Genomic DNA, 17,942 nt, shown 5'->3' on the forward strand with positions numbered 1-17,942 from the left:
ACCAGTTATGGAAGCAACTTGCTTGAATTGTAATACCGAAATAGTACAAAATTTCTGTGCCAATTGTGGACAAAAGAAATACAAACGCATCGACCGAAAATACATTTGGGACGAAGTGCAATATTCTACCGTTCACATGAATAAAGGGTTCTTTTATTCTCTTAAAAACATTTTGATAAATCCCGGGAAAACTGCTCGAACATTTATTGATGGCAATAGGGTTAATCATTATAAACCCATCGCTCTTGCATTTATATTGAGTGGAATCTCTGCATTTATCGCCTATAAATTGATAGGAATGGGTGAAATGACTGCCAAAGTCAATGCAATGCAATCTAATGATGCAACTCAGTTAAAACTGATGAAAAGTTTCAATGATTTTATACAAACCTATATTTCACTTTTTACCTTGGCTTTGTTGCCTTTTTTTGCGCTTTTAAGCAGATGGTCCTTTAAGTCTTTTAAAAATAACTTTTATGAGCACGTGGTAATGAACGCCTATATATTGTCTTATTCCACTTTGATTAGCATACTTGTAATTTACCCATTGCTATATCTTTTTAAAGATAATGAAGCGGTTTCTATGACACTTGTAGTACTTCCCATGCTTAGTTTTTTTATTATACTGCCTTATTTTTATAAAAACTTTTATCACGAATACAGTTTAAAAAAAATTCTCTCTCGAGTTTTGTTGTACTTCGTCCTGTTATTTGCTTCGTTCGCTGTTATTGCAATCATGTTAGCAGTTTTCGGTTTTCTGTTTGCTTATTTTAATCCAGAAGCGGTTAAGCATTTAGTTCCAAAACCACCTGCTGCTTAAATCAGTGAGCGTTATATTTTCATTAAAAAAGAATTCCCTTTCATAATACATGTAAGGGAATTCTTTTTTAACAGCAACAAATTGTAGGGTTCTACTCTACTATTCTCACAATATCACTGAAACATTCTCCACAAAATTCCGATTTGACCCTCAAAAAATACACATTTCGCAATCAATCGAGAATATTATGATAATTCAATCCTTTTCTCTAATTTTGCGAGACATTCTAAAAATGGATTATTATGACAAATATGCAAACCCAAAAAGAAATTTCATTAGATGATTTCAAATCAGAGGTTTTAAACGATTATAAAATTGCAATAACCAGCAGAGAATGTAGTCTTTTGGGACGTCGTGAAGTTCTGACAGGAAAAGCAAAATTTGGAATATTTGGCGATGGAAAGGAAGTGCCTCAACTGGCCATGGCAAAAGCTTTTAAGAATGGAGATTTCCGCTCAGGCTATTACCGTGATCAAACTTTTATGATGGCAATTGGCGCTATGAATATCCAGCAATTTTTTGCCGGATTATATGGTCATACCGATTTGGACCACGATCCAATGTCGGCTGGACGTCAAATGGGTGGACACTTTGCAACCCATTCTTTAAACGAAGATGGTTCTTGGAAAAATCTTACCGAACAAAAAAATTCTAGTGCTGATATTTCACCAACTGCAGGACAAATGCCGCGTCTGTTAGGTTTAGCACAAGCATCAAAAATATACCGAAACGTTGCTGGAATTGATAAAACAAATTTCTCAGTGGACGGAAATGAAATTGCTTGGGGAACTATTGGAAATGCGAGTACTTCAGAAGGTTTGTTTTTTGAAACGATCAATGCCGCAGGTGTTTTACAAGTTCCTATGGTAATGAGCGTTTGGGATGATGAATACGGTATTTCGGTGCACGCCAAATACCAAACAACAAAGGAAAATATATCTGAAATCTTAAAAGGTTTTCAACGCGATGAAACTGGAAAAGGATATGAAATTATACGTGTTAAAGGGTGGGATTATCCAGGCTTAATTGATGCTTATCAAAAAGCAGCAGCAATTGCAAGAGAAGAACACGTTCCGGTTTTGATTCACGTAAATGAATTGACACAACCACAAGGTCATTCTACTTCAGGTTCTCATGAGCGGTACAAAAATGCAGAACGTTTGACTTGGGAAGGTGAATTTGACTGTGTACGTCAGATGAAATTATGGATGATTGCCTTGGACATTGCAAGCGCAGAAGAATTGGATGCAATGGAAGTTGCTGCTAAAAAAGAAGTATTGCAAGGTAAAAAAGCAGCTTGGGAAGCTTTTGTAAATCCTACAAAATCAGAACAAGCCGAAGCTTTAGCCTTATTAAATGAAGTGGCAGATGCTAGTGCAAATAAAGCATTCATCACACCTTTGATCAATGATTTAAAAGGAATTAAAGAACCAATTCGGAAAGATATACTTTCTACAGCTCGAAAAGTACTTCGACTAGTACTTAAGGAAGACAAGCATAAACTATTGTCAGATTGGATTTTATCGTATACAGAAAAAATTCAACCAAAATTTAGTTCTCATTTATTTTCAGACTCAAATCAAGCAGTTGCTTCTGTTAAAGAAGTTGTACCAACGTACGATGAAACGGCAGATGATGTTGACGCACGTTTGGTTATCAGAGATAATTTTGATGCTATCTTTGCAAAATATCCAGAGACTTTAATTTTTGGAGAAGATGCAGGAACGATTGGTGATGTAAATCAAGGTTTAGAAGGAATGCAGGAAAAGTATGGCGATTTACGTGTTACTGATGCTGGTATTCGTGAAGCAACAATTTTAGGTCAAGGAATTGGAATGGCAATGCGAGGTTTACGACCAATTGCTGAAATTCAATATTTGGATTATTTGCTCTATGCGATTCAAATTATGAGCGATGATTTGGCTACATTACAATATAGAACCAAAGGACGTCAGAAAGCACCACTGATTATCAGAACACGTGGACACAGATTGGAAGGAATTTGGCATTCAGGTTCTCCAATGGGAATGATCATCAACGCCATTCGTGGAATTCACGTTTTAGTTCCTAGAAATATGACAAAAGCTGCTGGTTTTTATAATACACTTCTTGAGACTGACGAACCTGCTTTAGTTGTAGAATGTTTGAATGGATACCGATTGAAGGAAAAAATGCCAACGAATTTAGGCGATTTTAAAACACCAATTGGAGTTGTGGAAACTATAAAAGAAGGCTCAGATATTACAGTGGTTTCCTATGGTTCCACTTTACGATTGATTGAGCAAGCTGCAAAAGAATTGCAAGCGGTAAATATTAATGTAGAAATTATTGATGCACAGTCGTTATTGCCCTTCGATATCAAGCATGATATTGTAAAAAGTGTAGCAAAGACGAATCGTTTGTTAGTGATTGACGAGGACGTTCCTGGCGGAGCTTCCGCTTTCATTTTGCAAAAAATTGTGGACGAGCAAAATGCATACCGTCATTTAGACAGCAAACCGGAAACATTAACAGCAAAAGCGCATCGACCGGCTTACGGAACAGACGGCGATTATTTCTCTAAACCTTCAATAGAAGATATTTTTGAGAAAATTTATGCGATCATGCATGAGTCAAATCCCACAACTTATCCAAGTTTATATTAATATCAAATATCCCAATCTAAAACGATTGGGATATTTTTTTGTACTTCGGCATTGTAATTGATTATTTTGGTATTAGATTTATATCGATTATAAATTTATTAAACCAAAAGATAGTATGAAAAAAATTGTATTAACATTTAGTATGTTTGCTATTATGGCATTAGTTTCTTGTAAAAAAGAAGAAACTGTAGTTCCGCCACCCGTGCCTGAAGCTACTCCTGACGTAGTAATTTTACCTCCGCCTCCACCACCTGCACCTGAAAAAGAAGTTGAAAAAGATGGCACTACAATTAGTGTAGGAAGTGATGGTGTAGAAGTATCTACCAAAAACGGAGACAAGAAAACAGTAATCGACGTTAAGGACGGAAAAGGGAAGATTGAAATTAAAAAATAAAATATTAAAAAAAAACCGAAGTCACTTAAAAATGATCTTCGGTTTTTTCTTTTCAAATAAGTATGACGTAAAGTAGTAATTTTTATTGCACTAATTTAAGCTTTACATCAACAATTTAATTACCTCTGTAAGTAGAATATCCAAATGCTGATAATGTTATCGGAACATGGTAATGATTGCTGTCTTTGATTTCAAATACTACTTCGATGAAAGGATAGAAACTATCTATTTTGTCTTTTTTAAAATATTCGCTTGTTGCAAAAGTCAACTTGTAGATGCCCAAATTTCCTTTATCATAACTTAAAAAATCGGGTATTCTTCCGTTTGTATCCGTAATTTTTTCGTCAATTAAATTCCAAGTTTTATTAGCTGAATTGTACTGTTCCAATTTTATCGGTACTCCTGCCGCAGACATTCCTTTGGAAACATCCAAAATATGACTTGACAATTGATACGTTTTAGCTTGTGCGAAAGTAAGTGTAGAAATTAAAATAAATGCGAAAGTATAAATGAATTTTTTCATGAGAAATTATTAATTAATGTTATTATAATGAAGTGGTGATTTTTATTTGTAAAACGTCTTAGTTCTTTCTTGCCGAAATTCCTGCTTCTGGAATGGATACGGATTGCGCAATGTTGTCGTCATTTTCAGCACTTCCACCGCCAGCGATTCCTATGCTTCCGATGATTTCATTCTTCTAGTATATTGGAGCGCCACCACTCAATAATAATAATTCAGGAAGTGAATTTAAATTTTGTGCGTCTGCACTTTTAGCTGCAATTCGCATTAACTCCAACGTTGGCATTTTTGTAGATAATGAAGTGAATGCTTTTCGTCTTGCAGCTTCTGTGTTGTGTGGTCCAACTCCAGCTCCTCGAGTGATCAAAATCGGTGTGCCCGAAGCATCAAGAATGGCTACCGAAACTTTTTTGTTCCATTCAGCAGCTAATCCTGTAGCTTGTTTTTGCAATTCAAACGCTGCTTCTAAAGTTAAGTTGTTTACCGAAACCACAAATTTCGGCTCAGTAGCATTTGCTTTTTTCGCTTGCGCAAAACTTAATGTAATTGTAGAAAAGGCAATTAATAGTACGAATATTTTTTTCATTGTTTAATTTTTGACAAAATTAGATCAACAAAAAGGAAATAGTATTGACATAAGTCAACGTTTTTATAGTTTGGACTTTATTCGCGATAAAGTAGATGGTGAAATGCCCAAATAGGAAGCCACCATTTTATTTGAAATCCTCAAAAGCAACTGGGGCTGATTTTTTATAGTCCATTGCACTTTTTCAAGTGCGTCAAATCCTTGAAAACCATAGATGCGCTTTTGTGCTATAATAAACCCGAGTTCTAAAATTTCTGTATAAATTTTTGCAAAAGTGGGAACAGTTTCTACCAGCTTATAAAAATTAGTACGCGAAATTTTTAGTAATTCACATTTTTCAATCGTTTGCATATATTCTTCCGCTGGCTTCTGATCAATAAAACTGGGAAGTGCCGCAACAAAATTGCCCTCAAAAGCAAAATACCTAGAACTTTCTGCTCCTTCTGAATTGATGGTAAAAATGCGAACAGCTCCTTTATTGATAAAATAATAAGCGTCGGCAATAGCAGTATAATCAACCAAAATCGATTTTGATTTTATCTCTTTCAAAGTAAAACAATTGCAAACGAGTTCAATGATTTTATCGTCATGAATCCCTTTGCTACGTAGAAATGAGGTCAATAAATGATGCATTTAAGGTATTTTATTTTTTAATGTTGACGATAAAGTCGGGAGAGTCTACCAATTGGAAAGTAGCTGATGCAAATTTTATAGCGCCATTTGTAGCTTCAATTCGTTTAAGTGCTGCTGTAAAAAGGGCCGTCTTGGTCATCCGTCGTTTCTTAAAGGGAACGACATAACGAAGCGTGAATTCGACCCAATTGTCGTTTGCCACTAGTGAAACCATAGGTTCGGTTTGCGCATCTTCCAATCGATACGTACGTTGCAGGTTAATCCAATTCTCATGCGATGCAATAGGCAATTCACCAAGAATATCTTTCCCTATTTCATTTAAAATTGCAGTAGTTAAATCATAATCACTGCCGTATTGAATGGGAAGTTTAATTTCATCCCACAAAAAAGGAAAATCCCCAGAATAATTAAAAACGGGTTCCTTGAAAACGTAACTATTGGCAATCATCACGATTCGTCCATTATACAAATCACCATCCACCCATTGACCTGTTTCCATTATTGTCGTTCTCAAGACTCCGATGTCCATGACGTCGCCTTTAATTCCTCCGAGTTGTACGCGATCGCCAGTTCTAAAAAAACTACCAAGCATGATGGCAAGCCAGCCGGCAAAGGAAGCAATCACTTCCTGCAAAGCAAATGCAACTCCAGCACCTGCAACTCCTAAAGCCGTTGAAATTCCGCTTAATTTACTACTAAAAATAAACAGGATTAAAATAAAAGTAAGAAAATAGCCTGCAAAACTACCTATTTTTGAAGCTCGGTAACGATTTTGATTGTCTTGAATTTTTACTAAAAATTTTTTCTGTACAAATTGTACAATCAACCAAATGATCAATGTTCCTATTATTAGGCCCACAATTTTTCCCACGGTTGGATCATTTAATAGCTCTGTAATTTTTTCGTCCATATCTTTTAATTTTTACTTGAAACATTTCTATTTAGTGAATAGATTGTTCTACAAGATCTATTTCAGTCAGAGGTTCTGTCTAGTTTTACGATCCTTTAAATTCTAAAATTTTATTTTAGAAATCATTTGATCTTGTCACTCCTTAAAGATATAAAACATTGCTTTCAAAAACAGAAATAGAAGGATAAAATAAATAAAAAACCCGACGGTAAGTCGGGTTTAGTGTATTAATGCATAATGTTTTCTACTTCTTTTGGATTGTGCTTGTGTTTAAATAGCAGTGCAAAAGCGATAGAAACTACTAACGCATATCCTGCAAAAGAGAGCCACACGTGTTGCCAATCTTTTGTACCATCTGCTGCGGTAAAGTAAGTAGCAATTACATAACCACTTATAAAACTTCCTAAAATGGCTCCAAAACCGTTTGTCATCATCATAAATAAACCTTGAGCGGAAGACCTGATTTTAGAATCTGTAGTAGTTTCAACAAATAGTGAACCTGAGATATTAAAGAAGTCAAATGCAAGTCCGTAAACGATACAGGAGACAATAATCATCCATAATCCTTCTTGTGGGTCGCCATAGGCAAAGAATCCAAAACGCAGCACCCATACCAACATACTAAAAAGCATTACCATCTTAATTCCGAATCTCTTTAAGAAAAATGGAATGGCCAGAATAAATAAGGTTTCTGATATTTGAGATATAGACATAATAATCGTTGAATATCGCACTACAAATGAGTCCGAATACTCAGGAATTTTTCCAAAATCAGAAAGATATACGTCTCCGTACATATTGGTTAACTGCAACGCGCCTCCTAAAAACATTGAAAAAATAAAAAACAATGCCATTTTGTAATCTGCAAATAATTTGAACGCATCAAGCCCTAATGATTCCATTAATGAATCGTCTTTTTTAGTTAATCGTTGTGGCGGACATTTTGGCAAAGTGAAAGAATAAATTCCTAAAGCTATTGCAGCAACGGCAGCGATGTAAAATTGATTTGCAGACGCTTTATTATCTGATAAATTGGTCATCCACATAGCAGCTATAAAACCTACAGTTCCCCAAACGCGGATGGGCGGAAAAACCTTTACCACATCATATGCGCTATTTTTTAATATATTGTAGGCAATTGAATTTGATAATGAAATAGTTGGCATGTAAAATACCATTGCCAGAAACATTACCCAGAAAAAAGTTGTTGAGTCATTGACTTGCGGCAAATAAGCCAATACAATTCCACCTAAAATGTGTAATATTCCGTAAAGCTTTTCTGCATTCATCCAACGATCCGCAATAATTCCCGTTAAAGCGGGCATAAAGATAGAGGCTAAACCTAAAGTGGAAAAAATAGCACCAAATTCGGCGCCTCCCCATTGTTTGGTTTCAAACCAATAATTTGCAATTGTTATCAACCACGCGCCCCAAATAAAGAATTGGAAGAAGCTCATTAAGGTCAATCTGAATTTTATTCCCATTTAAAAGTGTATTAATGTATGCTAAATAAACAGCCCGTAAATCTACTATTAAAAATTTAGAATGCAACAAAGTGAAAAGTAATTTTCAAAAACAAATCTGCATTTTAGTAAAATAGTTGGCCTGATTTAGCTAATAAATTTTATATATTTCGGTTTAAAAAAGTGGGTAAATCAAACAAAGAATGCAGAATATTAACTGATTACACTATTGATCTCCTTTTAATCCTGTTACTTTATAAAGACTTCTGAACTAATTCCAGTACCTGTGCAAACTGTTCCTCCTTATCGATTTCAGAATTATCGATTTCGATGGCATCTTTTGCAACGATTAATGGAGAATCCTCTCTATTGGAGTCAATATGGTCGCGTTCCTGCACATTTTTTAGAACATCTTCGAAAGACACAACTTGCCCTTTTTCAGTCAGTTCTTCAAAACGACGTTGAGCACGGGTTTCTGCACTGGAATTCATGAAAATTTTGACTTCAGCATCTGGAAAAACCACAGTGCCTATATCACGACCGTCCATTACAATTCCGCGCTCCTGCCCCATTTTTTGTTGCTGTTCCACTAATTTGGCACGCACTTCTGAAATTTCAGCAATGCGACTTACATATTGTGAAACATTAAGCGTTCTTATTTCATTTTCCACATTCGTATCGTTCAAGTACATTTCAGCAAAACCCAATGTGTTATTATATTGGAATTGCAAACGAATGTCAGGCAAAGCGTTTATTAAAGTTTGTGTATCAAAGTATTCCTTATTGATATACCCATTTTCCATTGCAAATAAGGCAACCGCACGGTACATCGCGCCAGTATCGACATAAACATAACCGAGGTGTTTGGCTAATTGTTTGGCAATAGTACTTTTTCCGGTAGATGAAAAGCCGTCAATGGCGATGATAATTTTTTTCATTGCAAGTAAATCTCGTTTATGGCACAAAAGTAAGCATACTGAACATAAAAAAAACTGCTTTTCGGCAGCTTTTTAGTTTTTAATAATACAATGCGGAATCAGTTTATTTTGAACTGTTGAACAATTGAACTTCCTTGCTGGATAAATCTTTTTTTAATATAATTGTTGCAGATGGATTTTGAGTGAGGGTTTTATTGATTTGATCGCTCATGCAAGTTGCGTCCATACAACTTGAAATTAATAGCAATTCCTTCACGTTAATGTCTTGGTCTTCGCCAATTAAATGCGTCGTAACCGTATGATCTTCTGCTGATACGTTCAAGGATATGTGGACAATTTTAGATTCTTCTTTACCAACTGAACTTGCATCTGCTTCAAAGAGTTCGTCTGACAAAGCACCAATTATAGAATCGCGTTGCATCTTAGACGAAAAATTTTGAACGTACGGTTTTGTCAAATCGAGTTCCCAACCAGAGAAATCCAATTCCCAACCGTCTATAAATTTAGTTTCCTTTTCTGTTTCATTGCTGCTGCAACTTCCTAAAATGAGAAGTGCAATACTACTTGTAATGATTATTTTTTTCATAAAGTATTGACTTATAGTTTCTCAAATATAAGAATAATATTTTATTTAAAATTTAATTTTTTGTAAGTTTACCTAAAATGGGACTATTTAATAAGATATTGTATTTATAATTGCACTTACTAAATCTCAGCACAAAATCGTGGAAATCTTTCAAAACAACGGTCATAAAACGGAAGATGATGTAAGAAAATGTAATCTTCTGGATCTCTTAATTTGGTCTTTAGATTAAATTTTTATTAACTCCAACTTTATAAAATGACGAGTTAAGGTGGATCGTAACTGCTTTAAATAAAGTTGATATCTTTACCTCTATGAAATATTATTTTACTTTGCTTATAATTATCATTTCGATTTTTTCACTTACTAGTTTTCAGACAAGAACGAACAGTTCTTCTGAAAGCAAGGGAATTGAATTTTTTAAAGGCACTTATGCTGAAGCACTTTTAAAAGCAAAAGAAGAAAATAAATATGTTTTTGTTGATTTCTATGCCACTTGGTGTGGCAATTGCAAACAATTGAAAAAATCGTTTAAGGATAAAGAAGTGGGTATTTATTACAATAAAAATTTCATCAATATTTCCATTAATGGCGAAACGAAGGAAGGTCGCGAATTGATGCATCTATATCAAATTCAGAGTTATCCCACCTTATTAATTGTAGATTTTAAAGGAAAGGTACTGACAAAATCAACTGGAGTTCTAAAACCGTACATTCTCATTAATTTTGGAAGAAGAATTGTCCCTTGAGGTATTGTGATTTATGAATTGTGATTTATAAATTTTGGTATAGGAATTATGATTTAGGGTTTAAGGTTTTTGAAAATAAAAGAGCTGCGTGAGGAAAAGTGCGTGAGGGATAGCAGCGGAGCTCTTAATTGCTTTACAGAAAGCAATTAAAGCGGGAGTGTATAGCCCGACAGCATTTTAAGAAATGGCCCTTTGCCATTTTTAAAATGGTGGCACGCCCAAAATAGTTTATTGCAAATTTATAGTCAAGCCGAACAAACTGGTATTTGCCGCCAGAGTATAGCGCGAATAGGAATAATCAAATTTAATTTTATTGAATCGTAGTCCAATTCCAAGCGAAATTCCGCTGAAATTGCGTTGTTCTTCAATGCTCAATTCTTGTCCGCGTCTAAAGTTATAACCCATTCGGATGTTGAATGCTTTTTCGGGAAATAACTCGGCTCCCACAATTAAGTGACGCAGCGCGTTATTAAAAAAACTGACTTTTTCAGGTGTAGAACCGCCGTCAATATTGCCTTGTGCTCTTGCTGGATTAGAAAAAGATACGTCCCACTGCTGTAAATTCTCGAGCGTCAAATGCCATCTTAAAGGAACATGTTCCAACTCTTGCGAGATTCCAGCAATGATTTCAAGTGGAAGTTTTTCATTGGCTCCAGCATAAGTGGTAAATTGGGTTCCAATGTTTCGGATGGCAAGTGCAATGTTAATATCATTGTATTCATCTACGTAAATTGCTCCTAAATCTATGGCGCCTCCAAAGGAATTGTAACTTTCTAATGTAGAGGAAATCAATTTTGCATTTCCGCCCACATATATATCAGTATACGGTAAATTGTATGCATAACCCACAGAAAGTGCTATTTCACTTCCGGTAAAGCTTGAGGTTTCAAGACCATTTTCATCATATCCAGCAAAACTTCCGTAGTTGACGTAATTTACACCCGCGTGAAAAGTCTGAGTTCTACGGTCAAAAGTATACGCATACGATGCAGTTCCGTAAGTCACTTCGCCAAAAAGACTTCCATAATTTAAGGACAAATGATTGTCCATTTCTGCATTAATTGCAGCTGGATTGAACATTGCCTGATTTACATCTGTGTCATAAATGGTAATGAGTTTCCCTCCCAAAGCTGCTTGTCTAGGTGAAGTAACCAAATCTAGAAATTGATAAACCGACTTCCCTCCCACTTGCCCGAAAGAAAGTGTAGTGCTGATAAAAAGTACGAAGAAAAGCTGTTTTTGAAACATTGAAAAGTTTTCGATTGCCCATTTATAACGGAGATGCGAAGATATTATTTTTGAGCTAACTACATTTATTTAAAGTGCATAAAAAACAAAAAAAGTCCAATCTATGGCTAGATTGAACTTTTTTCTACTTAATTATAAAATTACGCAATCACTTTTGCGTTTTTTACATCTTGATCTGTAATGGCAATTGCCAAAACTTCGCTCATTTCTTTCACGTAATGAAACGTCAAACCTTCCAAATATTCTTGTTTTATTTCATCAATATCACGTTTGTTTTCGTGACAAAGAATGATTTCTTTAATATTGGCTCTTTTTGCAGCCAAGATCTTTTCTTTGATTCCACCTACAGGAAGTACTTTTCCACGAAGCGTAATTTCACCAGTCATGGCCAGACTTTTCTTGATTCTTTTTTGTGTAAAAACAGAAACTAGTGACGTTAACATGGCAATACCAGCACTTGGTCCATCTTTTGGAGTTGCTCCTTCTGGAACGTGTACGTGGATGTTGTATTTGGGCAACATGTCTTGGTCTAATCCTAAAGTTGCAGCATTTGCCTTGATGTATTCCAACGCAATGGTTGCCGATTCTTTCATTACAGTTCCAAGATTTCCCGTCATTGTCAAGGTCCCTTTTCCTTTAGAAATCAAAGATTCAATGAATAAGATGTCACCACCAACACTGGTCCAAGCTAATCCTGTAACTACACCAGCTACATCATTGCTTTCAGACTTATCGCGTTGCATTCTTGGCGCTCCCAACGCTTTCACAACATCTTCTTCGGTAATTTTTATATTGTACTCTTCGTCCATCGCTACTGCTTTTGCAGCACCACGAATTACTTGAGCCACTTTATTTTCTAAACCACGAACACCTGATTCTCTAGTGTAACCTTCCACAATAAACTCCAATTGTTTTTTACCAATGGTCAATTGTTTTGCCGTTAAACCGTGTTCTTTTAATTGTTTTGGAAATAAATGTTTTCTCGCAATTTCCGTTTTTTCTTCAATCGTATAACCCGACATTTTAATGATTTCCATTCGGTCTCGCAAAGCGGGTTGAATAGTACTCATGTTATTTGAAGTGGCAATAAACATCACTTTTGATAAGTCGTAACCCAATTCAAGGAAATTATCGTAAAAATCATTGTTTTGCTCTGGGTCTAAAACTTCTAATAAAGCAGAAGACGGATCGCCATTGTGGCTGCTTGAAAGTTTGTCAATTTCATCCAAAACAAAAACGGGATTTGAAGTTCCTGCCTTTTTCAAACTTTGAATTATTCTTCCTGGCATTGCACCAATATAGGTTTTTCTATGTCCTCTAATTTCTGCTTCGTCACGCAAACCACCAAGAGAAATCCTAACGTATTCACGACCTAATGCTTCTGCGATTGATTTTCCAATCGAAGTTTTCCCGACTCCAGGAGGTCCTGTCAAACACAAAATTGGCGATTTCATATCGTTTCTTAATTTCAAAACGGCCAAATGTTCGATGATTCGTTTTTTAACTTCATCTAAACCAAAATGGTCACGGTCTAAAACTTTTTGTGCAAATTTCAAATCGAATTTATCTTTTGAAAAATGATTCCACGGCAATTCTAGAAACAATTCTAGATAATTTCTTTGAATGCCAAAATCAGGTGCTTGCGGATTCATCCGTTGCATTTTAGACAATTCCTTTTCAAAATGCTTTTGCGTTTTGGCATCCCATTTTTTCTTGGCTGCTTTCTGACGCATTTCCTCCATTTCCTCTTCTTGCGAAACGCCGCCTAATTCTTCTTGAATGGTTTTAATTTGCTGGTGCAAAAAGTATTCACGCTGTTGCTGGTCTAAATCAAAACGAACTTTGGATTGAATATCATTTTTAAGTTCCAACTTTTGCAACTCAATATTCATAAATTTTAATGCTGCTAAAGCTCTATCTTTTAGATTATTGATAGATAACAAATCTTGCTTTTCTTTAACAGAGAGGTTCATGTTAGAAGACACAAAATTGATCAAGAACGAATGACTTTCAATATTCTTAATTGCGAATGTAGCTTCTGTTGGAATGTTTGGACTTTCCTCAATAATGGCTGTAGCCAATTCTTTTACCGAGTCGATAATTGCACTGAATTCCTTATCATTTTTACGAGGTCGTTTTTCTTCAACTTCTTTGATCGTAGCTTTCATGTACGGCATCTCGGTCGTCATCTCGTCGATTTGAAAACGTTTTTTACCTTGTAAAATAACGGTAACGTTTCCGTCCGGCATTTTCAATACACGCAAAATACGGGCAACCGTTCCTATTTTATTGATGTCGTTAAAAGTAGGCTCTTCAACGTCTTCATTTTTCTGTGAAACCACTCCGATGACTTTTCCAGCAGCATTGGCGTCATTTATCAATTTAATTGATTTATCTCTACCGGCTGTAATTGGAATTACTACACCTGGAAATAATACTGTATTTCGCAAAGGCAAAATAGCTATATCTTCAGGCAGGTCTTCGTTGTTCATTTCTTCTTCGTCTTCCGGCGTCAAAAGCGGAATTAATTCGGCTTCGCTATCCAACTCGTGTAGTGACATATTGTCTAATGTAATTATTTTTTGTTGAGACATATTATATTTAAGTCATTTTGTCATTAAAAATTCATCTTCAAATTTAAAATATTAAATGAAGACACGATCGTAATTTATTAAAAATCAATACACTAAAATTAATTAATGGATTACTTTCATCTCATAAAGTCAATCTTTATGCCATAAAAAAATCCGCCGAAGCGGATTAAATATATATTAAATTTAGCTCTTACTGATAGGTTACCTCAAATGCTCCTTCCGTAATTGGAGTAGTTTCATTATCTGGCGATCTGCCGACAAAATTAAAAGTAGCTTTCACCTTTTTAGTTGACGTATTATGAGATATTACGGTAATACTCCCTGATTCAGCAGCAAAAATGCCACTTGGACTAGAACCTGCTAAAAACATTCCAACGTAATCTCCAACATTGGAGAGTGGATATGTTCCAGCTGCAACTGTTGTAGGAAACAATAAAGTTATAGTTCCCATCGTCGTTGTCGTTCCGGTTACTAAAACTTGACCACTTAATGCATTAGCCGTAATGTTACTTGGATTAAACGGTACATCATACACCTTTGCAAAAAACGAATTACTTGTCGGATTTACAACTGCACCCGCAAAACTGATATTTGTAAACGAACCGTTTGTGAATGTTTTCGTCACCAAAACTCCTGCCGCATTAATTCGAGCACCTGTAAATTCAAATGTTCCAGAAATGGTTTTATTTCCCGCATCAATTGAAGTCACCGTCACTTTAGCAGTATCTGTATAACCAGGAAATGCTGCAAAATCACCAGTACTTGGCGCTGAAATAAATCCTTCGGAAGCCGAGTTGGAATAAAACAAACCTAAAACTACTCCATTTGTGGTTGCTTCAGTCCAAGTGTACGTTCCTACTTGGTTTAATGGCGCTGGTAATGTTATTTGTACAAAATCATTATTACCAGAACGAAGGCCGGTTATTGAAATTGCGGCAGCACTCACAGTAGCTTGTACATTTGTAGCCACAAAAGTTTGTCCGTCAATGTCCACTTTCAATTGTCCATTTGCCATCGGATCTGGAACTGTCACCGAAGGATCTAAAGGTTCAATATCGGTAGTACAAGAGCTAAAAAACGTTGCAGTTGTTGCCAAAAAGAGAAATAATAATTGGTTTATTTTTTTCATTAGTTTTTGATTGATTGTTTGAGTTTTCAAATATAAGTTTTTTTATTTAGCTGAAAATGTTTTTTTAGGAACTCGTAAAAGCAATATAACGCCGCTAATAAAAAATAGGGTCAAAAATACAATTGAGTTTCTCATGCTTCCCGTAAGTTGATCGATAAGTCCATAAAGTCCCATTCCTATTACGATTCCGATCTTTTCAGAAACATCATAAAAACTAAAATAGGAAGCGGTATCTTCCGTTTGAGGTAGAAATTTAGAATAGGTAGATCTAGAAAGTGCTTGAATTCCGCCCATTACTAACCCTACACATCCAGCTGTAATGTAGAAATGAATTGGTTCTGTAACAAAATAGGCACAGACGCAGATTACAGCCCAAATAACATTGATGACAATGAGGGTGGGAATGTTTCCAAATTTGGCAGAAGCCCGAGAAGTAATCACTGCTCCTGCAACGGCAACCAATTGAATGACCAAGATACTTATAATCAACCCCATAGTTTTATCGCTTGGCGAAGGCCAGTTTATTTCTTGTTCGCCAAAATAAGTTGCCACTAACATCACGGTTTGCACTGCCATGCTGTAAACAAAAAAGGCGATCAAATAGCGTTTTAAAGCTAAATTTTCAAACAACTGATTTTTAACTTTTATCAATTCTTTGAATCCATTAAAGAAGATTGATCGTGTGACTTTCTGATTGGTGCTTTTGCCTTTTGGCAAAAAATAAAAGGAATATTGACTGAAAAATATCCACCAAATTCCTGTGAAGACAAACGTCAATCGCATGGCATCCATGGCTTCTTGTCCTTCCTTACCGATAACCATTGCTAAACTGGCCACCAATAATATGACACTACCGATGTATCCTAAAGAATATCCTCGAGCACTTAATTTATCTTGCTGTTCCTCAAAAGCAACGTCCGGTAAGTAAGAATTGTAAAACACCAAACTTCCCCAAAATCCGATTAATCCTAGAAAATAGCAAGTCAATCCGAAGTAAATATTTTCAATTGAAAACCAGTATAATCCGATGCATGACAAAGCTCCGAGATAACAAAAGAATTGGAGAAATCGCTTTTTATTTCCAACATAATCAGCAATTCCAGAAAGTAATGGCGAAATTATAGCTACTACTAAAAAAGCAATTGCAGTTATAAAGCTTATCAAAGCCGTGTTTTTAAAGTCGACTCCAAACACGTTGATGTTGGGGAATTCATCTGAAAAAAGGCTGGCATAGAAAATTGGAAATATTGACGATGAAATTACTAATGGATAAACCGAGTTGGCCCAATCGTAAAATGCCCAAGCATTTTGCAGTTTCTTACTGCCTTTTTCTAATTGATTCATAAAGTAAAAAATGTATTACATAAAAAAAGCTGCCAATGAATTGGCAGCTTCGAAAGTACTCTATTTTATTTAAATGTAACTCCAAATTTTGCGGCTTCTGCTTTTGCTTTTGGAATCAATCGTTGTAAGTTGCTCATCCTAGTTTGGTCGGAAGGGTGTGTGCTCATAAATTCGGGTGGCGCTCCACCTCCTGAATTGGCGGACATTCTGCCCCAGAAAGCTACAGATTCTTCTGGATTATATCCTGCAATGGCCATTAAAGTTAATCCAATTTCATCCGCTTCTGTTTCGTGACTTCGGCTAAAAGGTAAAGCAACTCCAATTTGCGTTCCAATTCCATATGCTTGCATTGCTAACGCTTGTGTTTCGGCACTTTTTCCGCTAACGGCTATTTGAGCTCCAGCAGCTCCTAGTTCTTGAAGCATACCACTACTCATTCGTTGTTGTCCGTGATTGGCTAAAGCGTGTGCCACTTCATGACCCATTACAGTGGCTAGACCAGCTTCAGTTTTAGTAATTGGAAGAATTCCGCTGTAAACAACGATTTTTCCGCCAGGCATACACCAAGCATTTACTTCTTTGCTTTCTACTAATTTATATTCCCAACGATAATCTTTTAAATAACCTTCATATCCATTTGCATTTAAATAGCGTTCTGCTGCATTTTTAATTTTAATACCAACGGATTCCACTAATTTTGCATTTGAAGTACCATTAACCACCTTGTTTTCAGTTAAAAAAGTACTGTATTGCGCAAAAGCAGAAGGTAATATTTGCGAATCTGGAACCAATGCCAATGTTTTCTTTCCTGAAAAAGGATTGGTGGCACAAGAGGCAACAATTCCTAAAACAAGCGCTGTAAAAATGTATGTGTATTTTTTCATAATCGATTTAATTTATCCGTGGTAAAATTACATTTTTTTCTGAAAGTTAAAATATGGAATTTCAGAAATAATTTATACTTAAACACTTATTTTGCTTTAAAAGTCTAACTTTCTTGCCACTTCTACTGTTTGGCAGTGTATTGTAACAATTAAATACAATCAGAGACTAACAAAAAAACTATAAACTTAAATTATGATTTTAACCACCACGAATTCCGTTGAAGATTACCAAATTATTGCCTATAGAGGTATTGTTTCTGGAACTGCTGTAAACATGCAAAAAACGACGTTGACATTTAACATGCAAAAGTTTTATGAAGGAATGAGCGATAGCGTTTCAGAGGTGAAGGCAAAAGCTTTCAAGGAAATAAAACTAGAGGCTGAAAAATTAAATGCCAATGCTATCGTTGGAATATCTGTTGATATTGAACTTACAACAAGTAACTATATTATGGTTAGTATAACTGGAACTGCTGTAAATATTGTAAAAAGGTAATCTATT

17 protein-coding genes are annotated in these 17,942 nt (G+C 35.5%); 5 read left to right on the plus strand and 12 right to left on the minus strand.

Going from position 1 to position 17,942, the window contains the following annotated elements:
* Window positions 1-7 precede the first annotated feature (7 nt).
* The 3 genes from H602_RS0101210 (at window position 8) to H602_RS0101220 (ending at window position 3,859) form a co-directional block, all read left to right on the plus strand.
* Entirely contained in the window at window positions 8-820 is an 813-nt protein-coding gene (locus H602_RS0101210; RefSeq protein WP_026976375.1) for a DUF3667 domain-containing protein, read from the plus strand.
* A 242-nt stretch (window positions 821-1,062) separates the two neighbouring features.
* Complete coding sequence (locus H602_RS0101215; RefSeq protein WP_026976376.1) at window positions 1,063-3,465, plus strand: alpha-ketoacid dehydrogenase subunit alpha/beta; 2,403 nt, start codon at window positions 1,063-1,065, stop codon at window positions 3,463-3,465.
* Window positions 3,466-3,580: 115 nt separating this feature from the next.
* Window positions 3,581-3,859, plus strand: coding sequence for a hypothetical protein (locus H602_RS0101220; protein WP_035758636.1), 279 nt, complete (start codon window positions 3,581-3,583; stop codon window positions 3,857-3,859).
* Window positions 3,860-3,974: 115 nt separating this feature from the next.
* Here H602_RS0101220 and uraH read toward each other — a convergent pair whose 3' ends face one another.
* The 7 genes from uraH to H602_RS0101255 all read right to left on the minus strand — a co-directional run bounded on the left by uraH (window position 3,975) and on the right by H602_RS0101255 (window position 9,495).
* Entirely contained in the window at window positions 3,975-4,382 is a 408-nt protein-coding gene (gene uraH / locus H602_RS0101225) for a hydroxyisourate hydrolase (protein ID WP_026976378.1), read from the minus strand.
* A 175-nt stretch (window positions 4,383-4,557) separates the two neighbouring features.
* Window positions 4,558-4,965 (minus strand): heme-binding protein, encoded by a 408-nt coding sequence (locus tag H602_RS17970; RefSeq protein ID WP_245574898.1) that lies wholly within the window; start codon window positions 4,963-4,965, stop codon window positions 4,558-4,560.
* 63 nt (window positions 4,966-5,028) lie between these two features.
* Window positions 5,029-5,598 carry a Crp/Fnr family transcriptional regulator gene (locus tag H602_RS0101235; protein ID WP_026976379.1) on the minus strand — a complete coding sequence of 190 codons (570 nt, stop codon included), beginning with the start codon at window positions 5,596-5,598 and terminating at the stop codon, window positions 5,029-5,031.
* 10 nt (window positions 5,599-5,608) lie between these two features.
* Complete coding sequence (locus H602_RS0101240; RefSeq protein WP_026976380.1) at window positions 5,609-6,508, minus strand: mechanosensitive ion channel family protein; 900 nt, start codon at window positions 6,506-6,508, stop codon at window positions 5,609-5,611.
* 227 nt (window positions 6,509-6,735) lie between these two features.
* Window positions 6,736-7,992: a nucleoside permease gene (locus tag H602_RS0101245; RefSeq protein WP_026976381.1), complete on the minus strand. Its 1,257-nt coding sequence runs from the start codon at window positions 7,990-7,992 to the stop codon at window positions 6,736-6,738.
* A gap of 233 nt (window positions 7,993-8,225) precedes the next feature.
* Window positions 8,226-8,909 (minus strand): (d)CMP kinase, encoded by a 684-nt coding sequence (gene cmk, locus H602_RS0101250; protein ID WP_026976382.1) that lies wholly within the window; start codon window positions 8,907-8,909, stop codon window positions 8,226-8,228.
* A gap of 103 nt (window positions 8,910-9,012) precedes the next feature.
* Window positions 9,013-9,495: a hypothetical protein gene (locus H602_RS0101255; RefSeq protein WP_026976383.1), complete on the minus strand. Its 483-nt coding sequence runs from the start codon at window positions 9,493-9,495 to the stop codon at window positions 9,013-9,015.
* Window positions 9,496-9,806: 311 nt separating this feature from the next.
* On the opposite strand from H602_RS0101255, the gene H602_RS0101260 reads away from it, so the two are divergent.
* Window positions 9,807-10,241 (plus strand): thioredoxin family protein, encoded by a 435-nt coding sequence (locus H602_RS0101260; RefSeq protein WP_026976384.1) that lies wholly within the window; start codon window positions 9,807-9,809, stop codon window positions 10,239-10,241.
* A gap of 228 nt (window positions 10,242-10,469) precedes the next feature.
* Here the strand turns inward: H602_RS0101260 and porQ are convergent, their stop codons facing one another.
* From porQ to H602_RS0101285, 5 genes are all read right to left on the minus strand, one after another.
* Window positions 10,470-11,489, minus strand: a complete 1,020-nt coding sequence (porQ, locus tag H602_RS0101265; RefSeq protein WP_026976385.1) for a type IX secretion system protein PorQ — start codon at window positions 11,487-11,489, stop codon at window positions 10,470-10,472.
* Window positions 11,490-11,629: 140 nt separating this feature from the next.
* Window positions 11,630-14,083, minus strand: coding sequence for an endopeptidase La (gene lon / locus H602_RS0101270; protein ID WP_026976386.1), 2,454 nt, complete (start codon window positions 14,081-14,083; stop codon window positions 11,630-11,632).
* A 190-nt stretch (window positions 14,084-14,273) separates the two neighbouring features.
* A complete protein-coding gene (locus tag H602_RS0101275; protein WP_026976387.1) occupies window positions 14,274-15,212 on the minus strand; it encodes a DUF6252 domain-containing protein in 939 nt (312 codons plus the stop codon).
* A gap of 42 nt (window positions 15,213-15,254) precedes the next feature.
* Window positions 15,255-16,556, minus strand: coding sequence for an MFS transporter (locus H602_RS0101280; RefSeq protein WP_026976388.1), 1,302 nt, complete (start codon window positions 16,554-16,556; stop codon window positions 15,255-15,257).
* Between the two features lie 65 nt (window positions 16,557-16,621).
* Entirely contained in the window at window positions 16,622-17,440 is an 819-nt protein-coding gene (locus H602_RS0101285; protein ID WP_026976389.1) for a M48 family metallopeptidase, read from the minus strand.
* Between the two features lie 193 nt (window positions 17,441-17,633).
* Here H602_RS0101285 and H602_RS0101290 point away from each other — a divergent pair, with 193 nt between their 5' ends.
* Window positions 17,634-17,936 carry a heavy metal-binding domain-containing protein gene (locus H602_RS0101290; protein ID WP_026976390.1) on the plus strand — a complete coding sequence of 101 codons (303 nt, stop codon included), beginning with the start codon at window positions 17,634-17,636 and terminating at the stop codon, window positions 17,934-17,936.
* The last annotated feature ends 6 nt before the right edge of the window (window positions 17,937-17,942 follow it).

The organism is Flavobacterium tegetincola DSM 22377 (genome assembly GCF_000425485.1).
Lineage (GTDB): Bacteria > Bacteroidota > Bacteroidia > Flavobacteriales > Flavobacteriaceae > Flavobacterium > Flavobacterium tegetincola.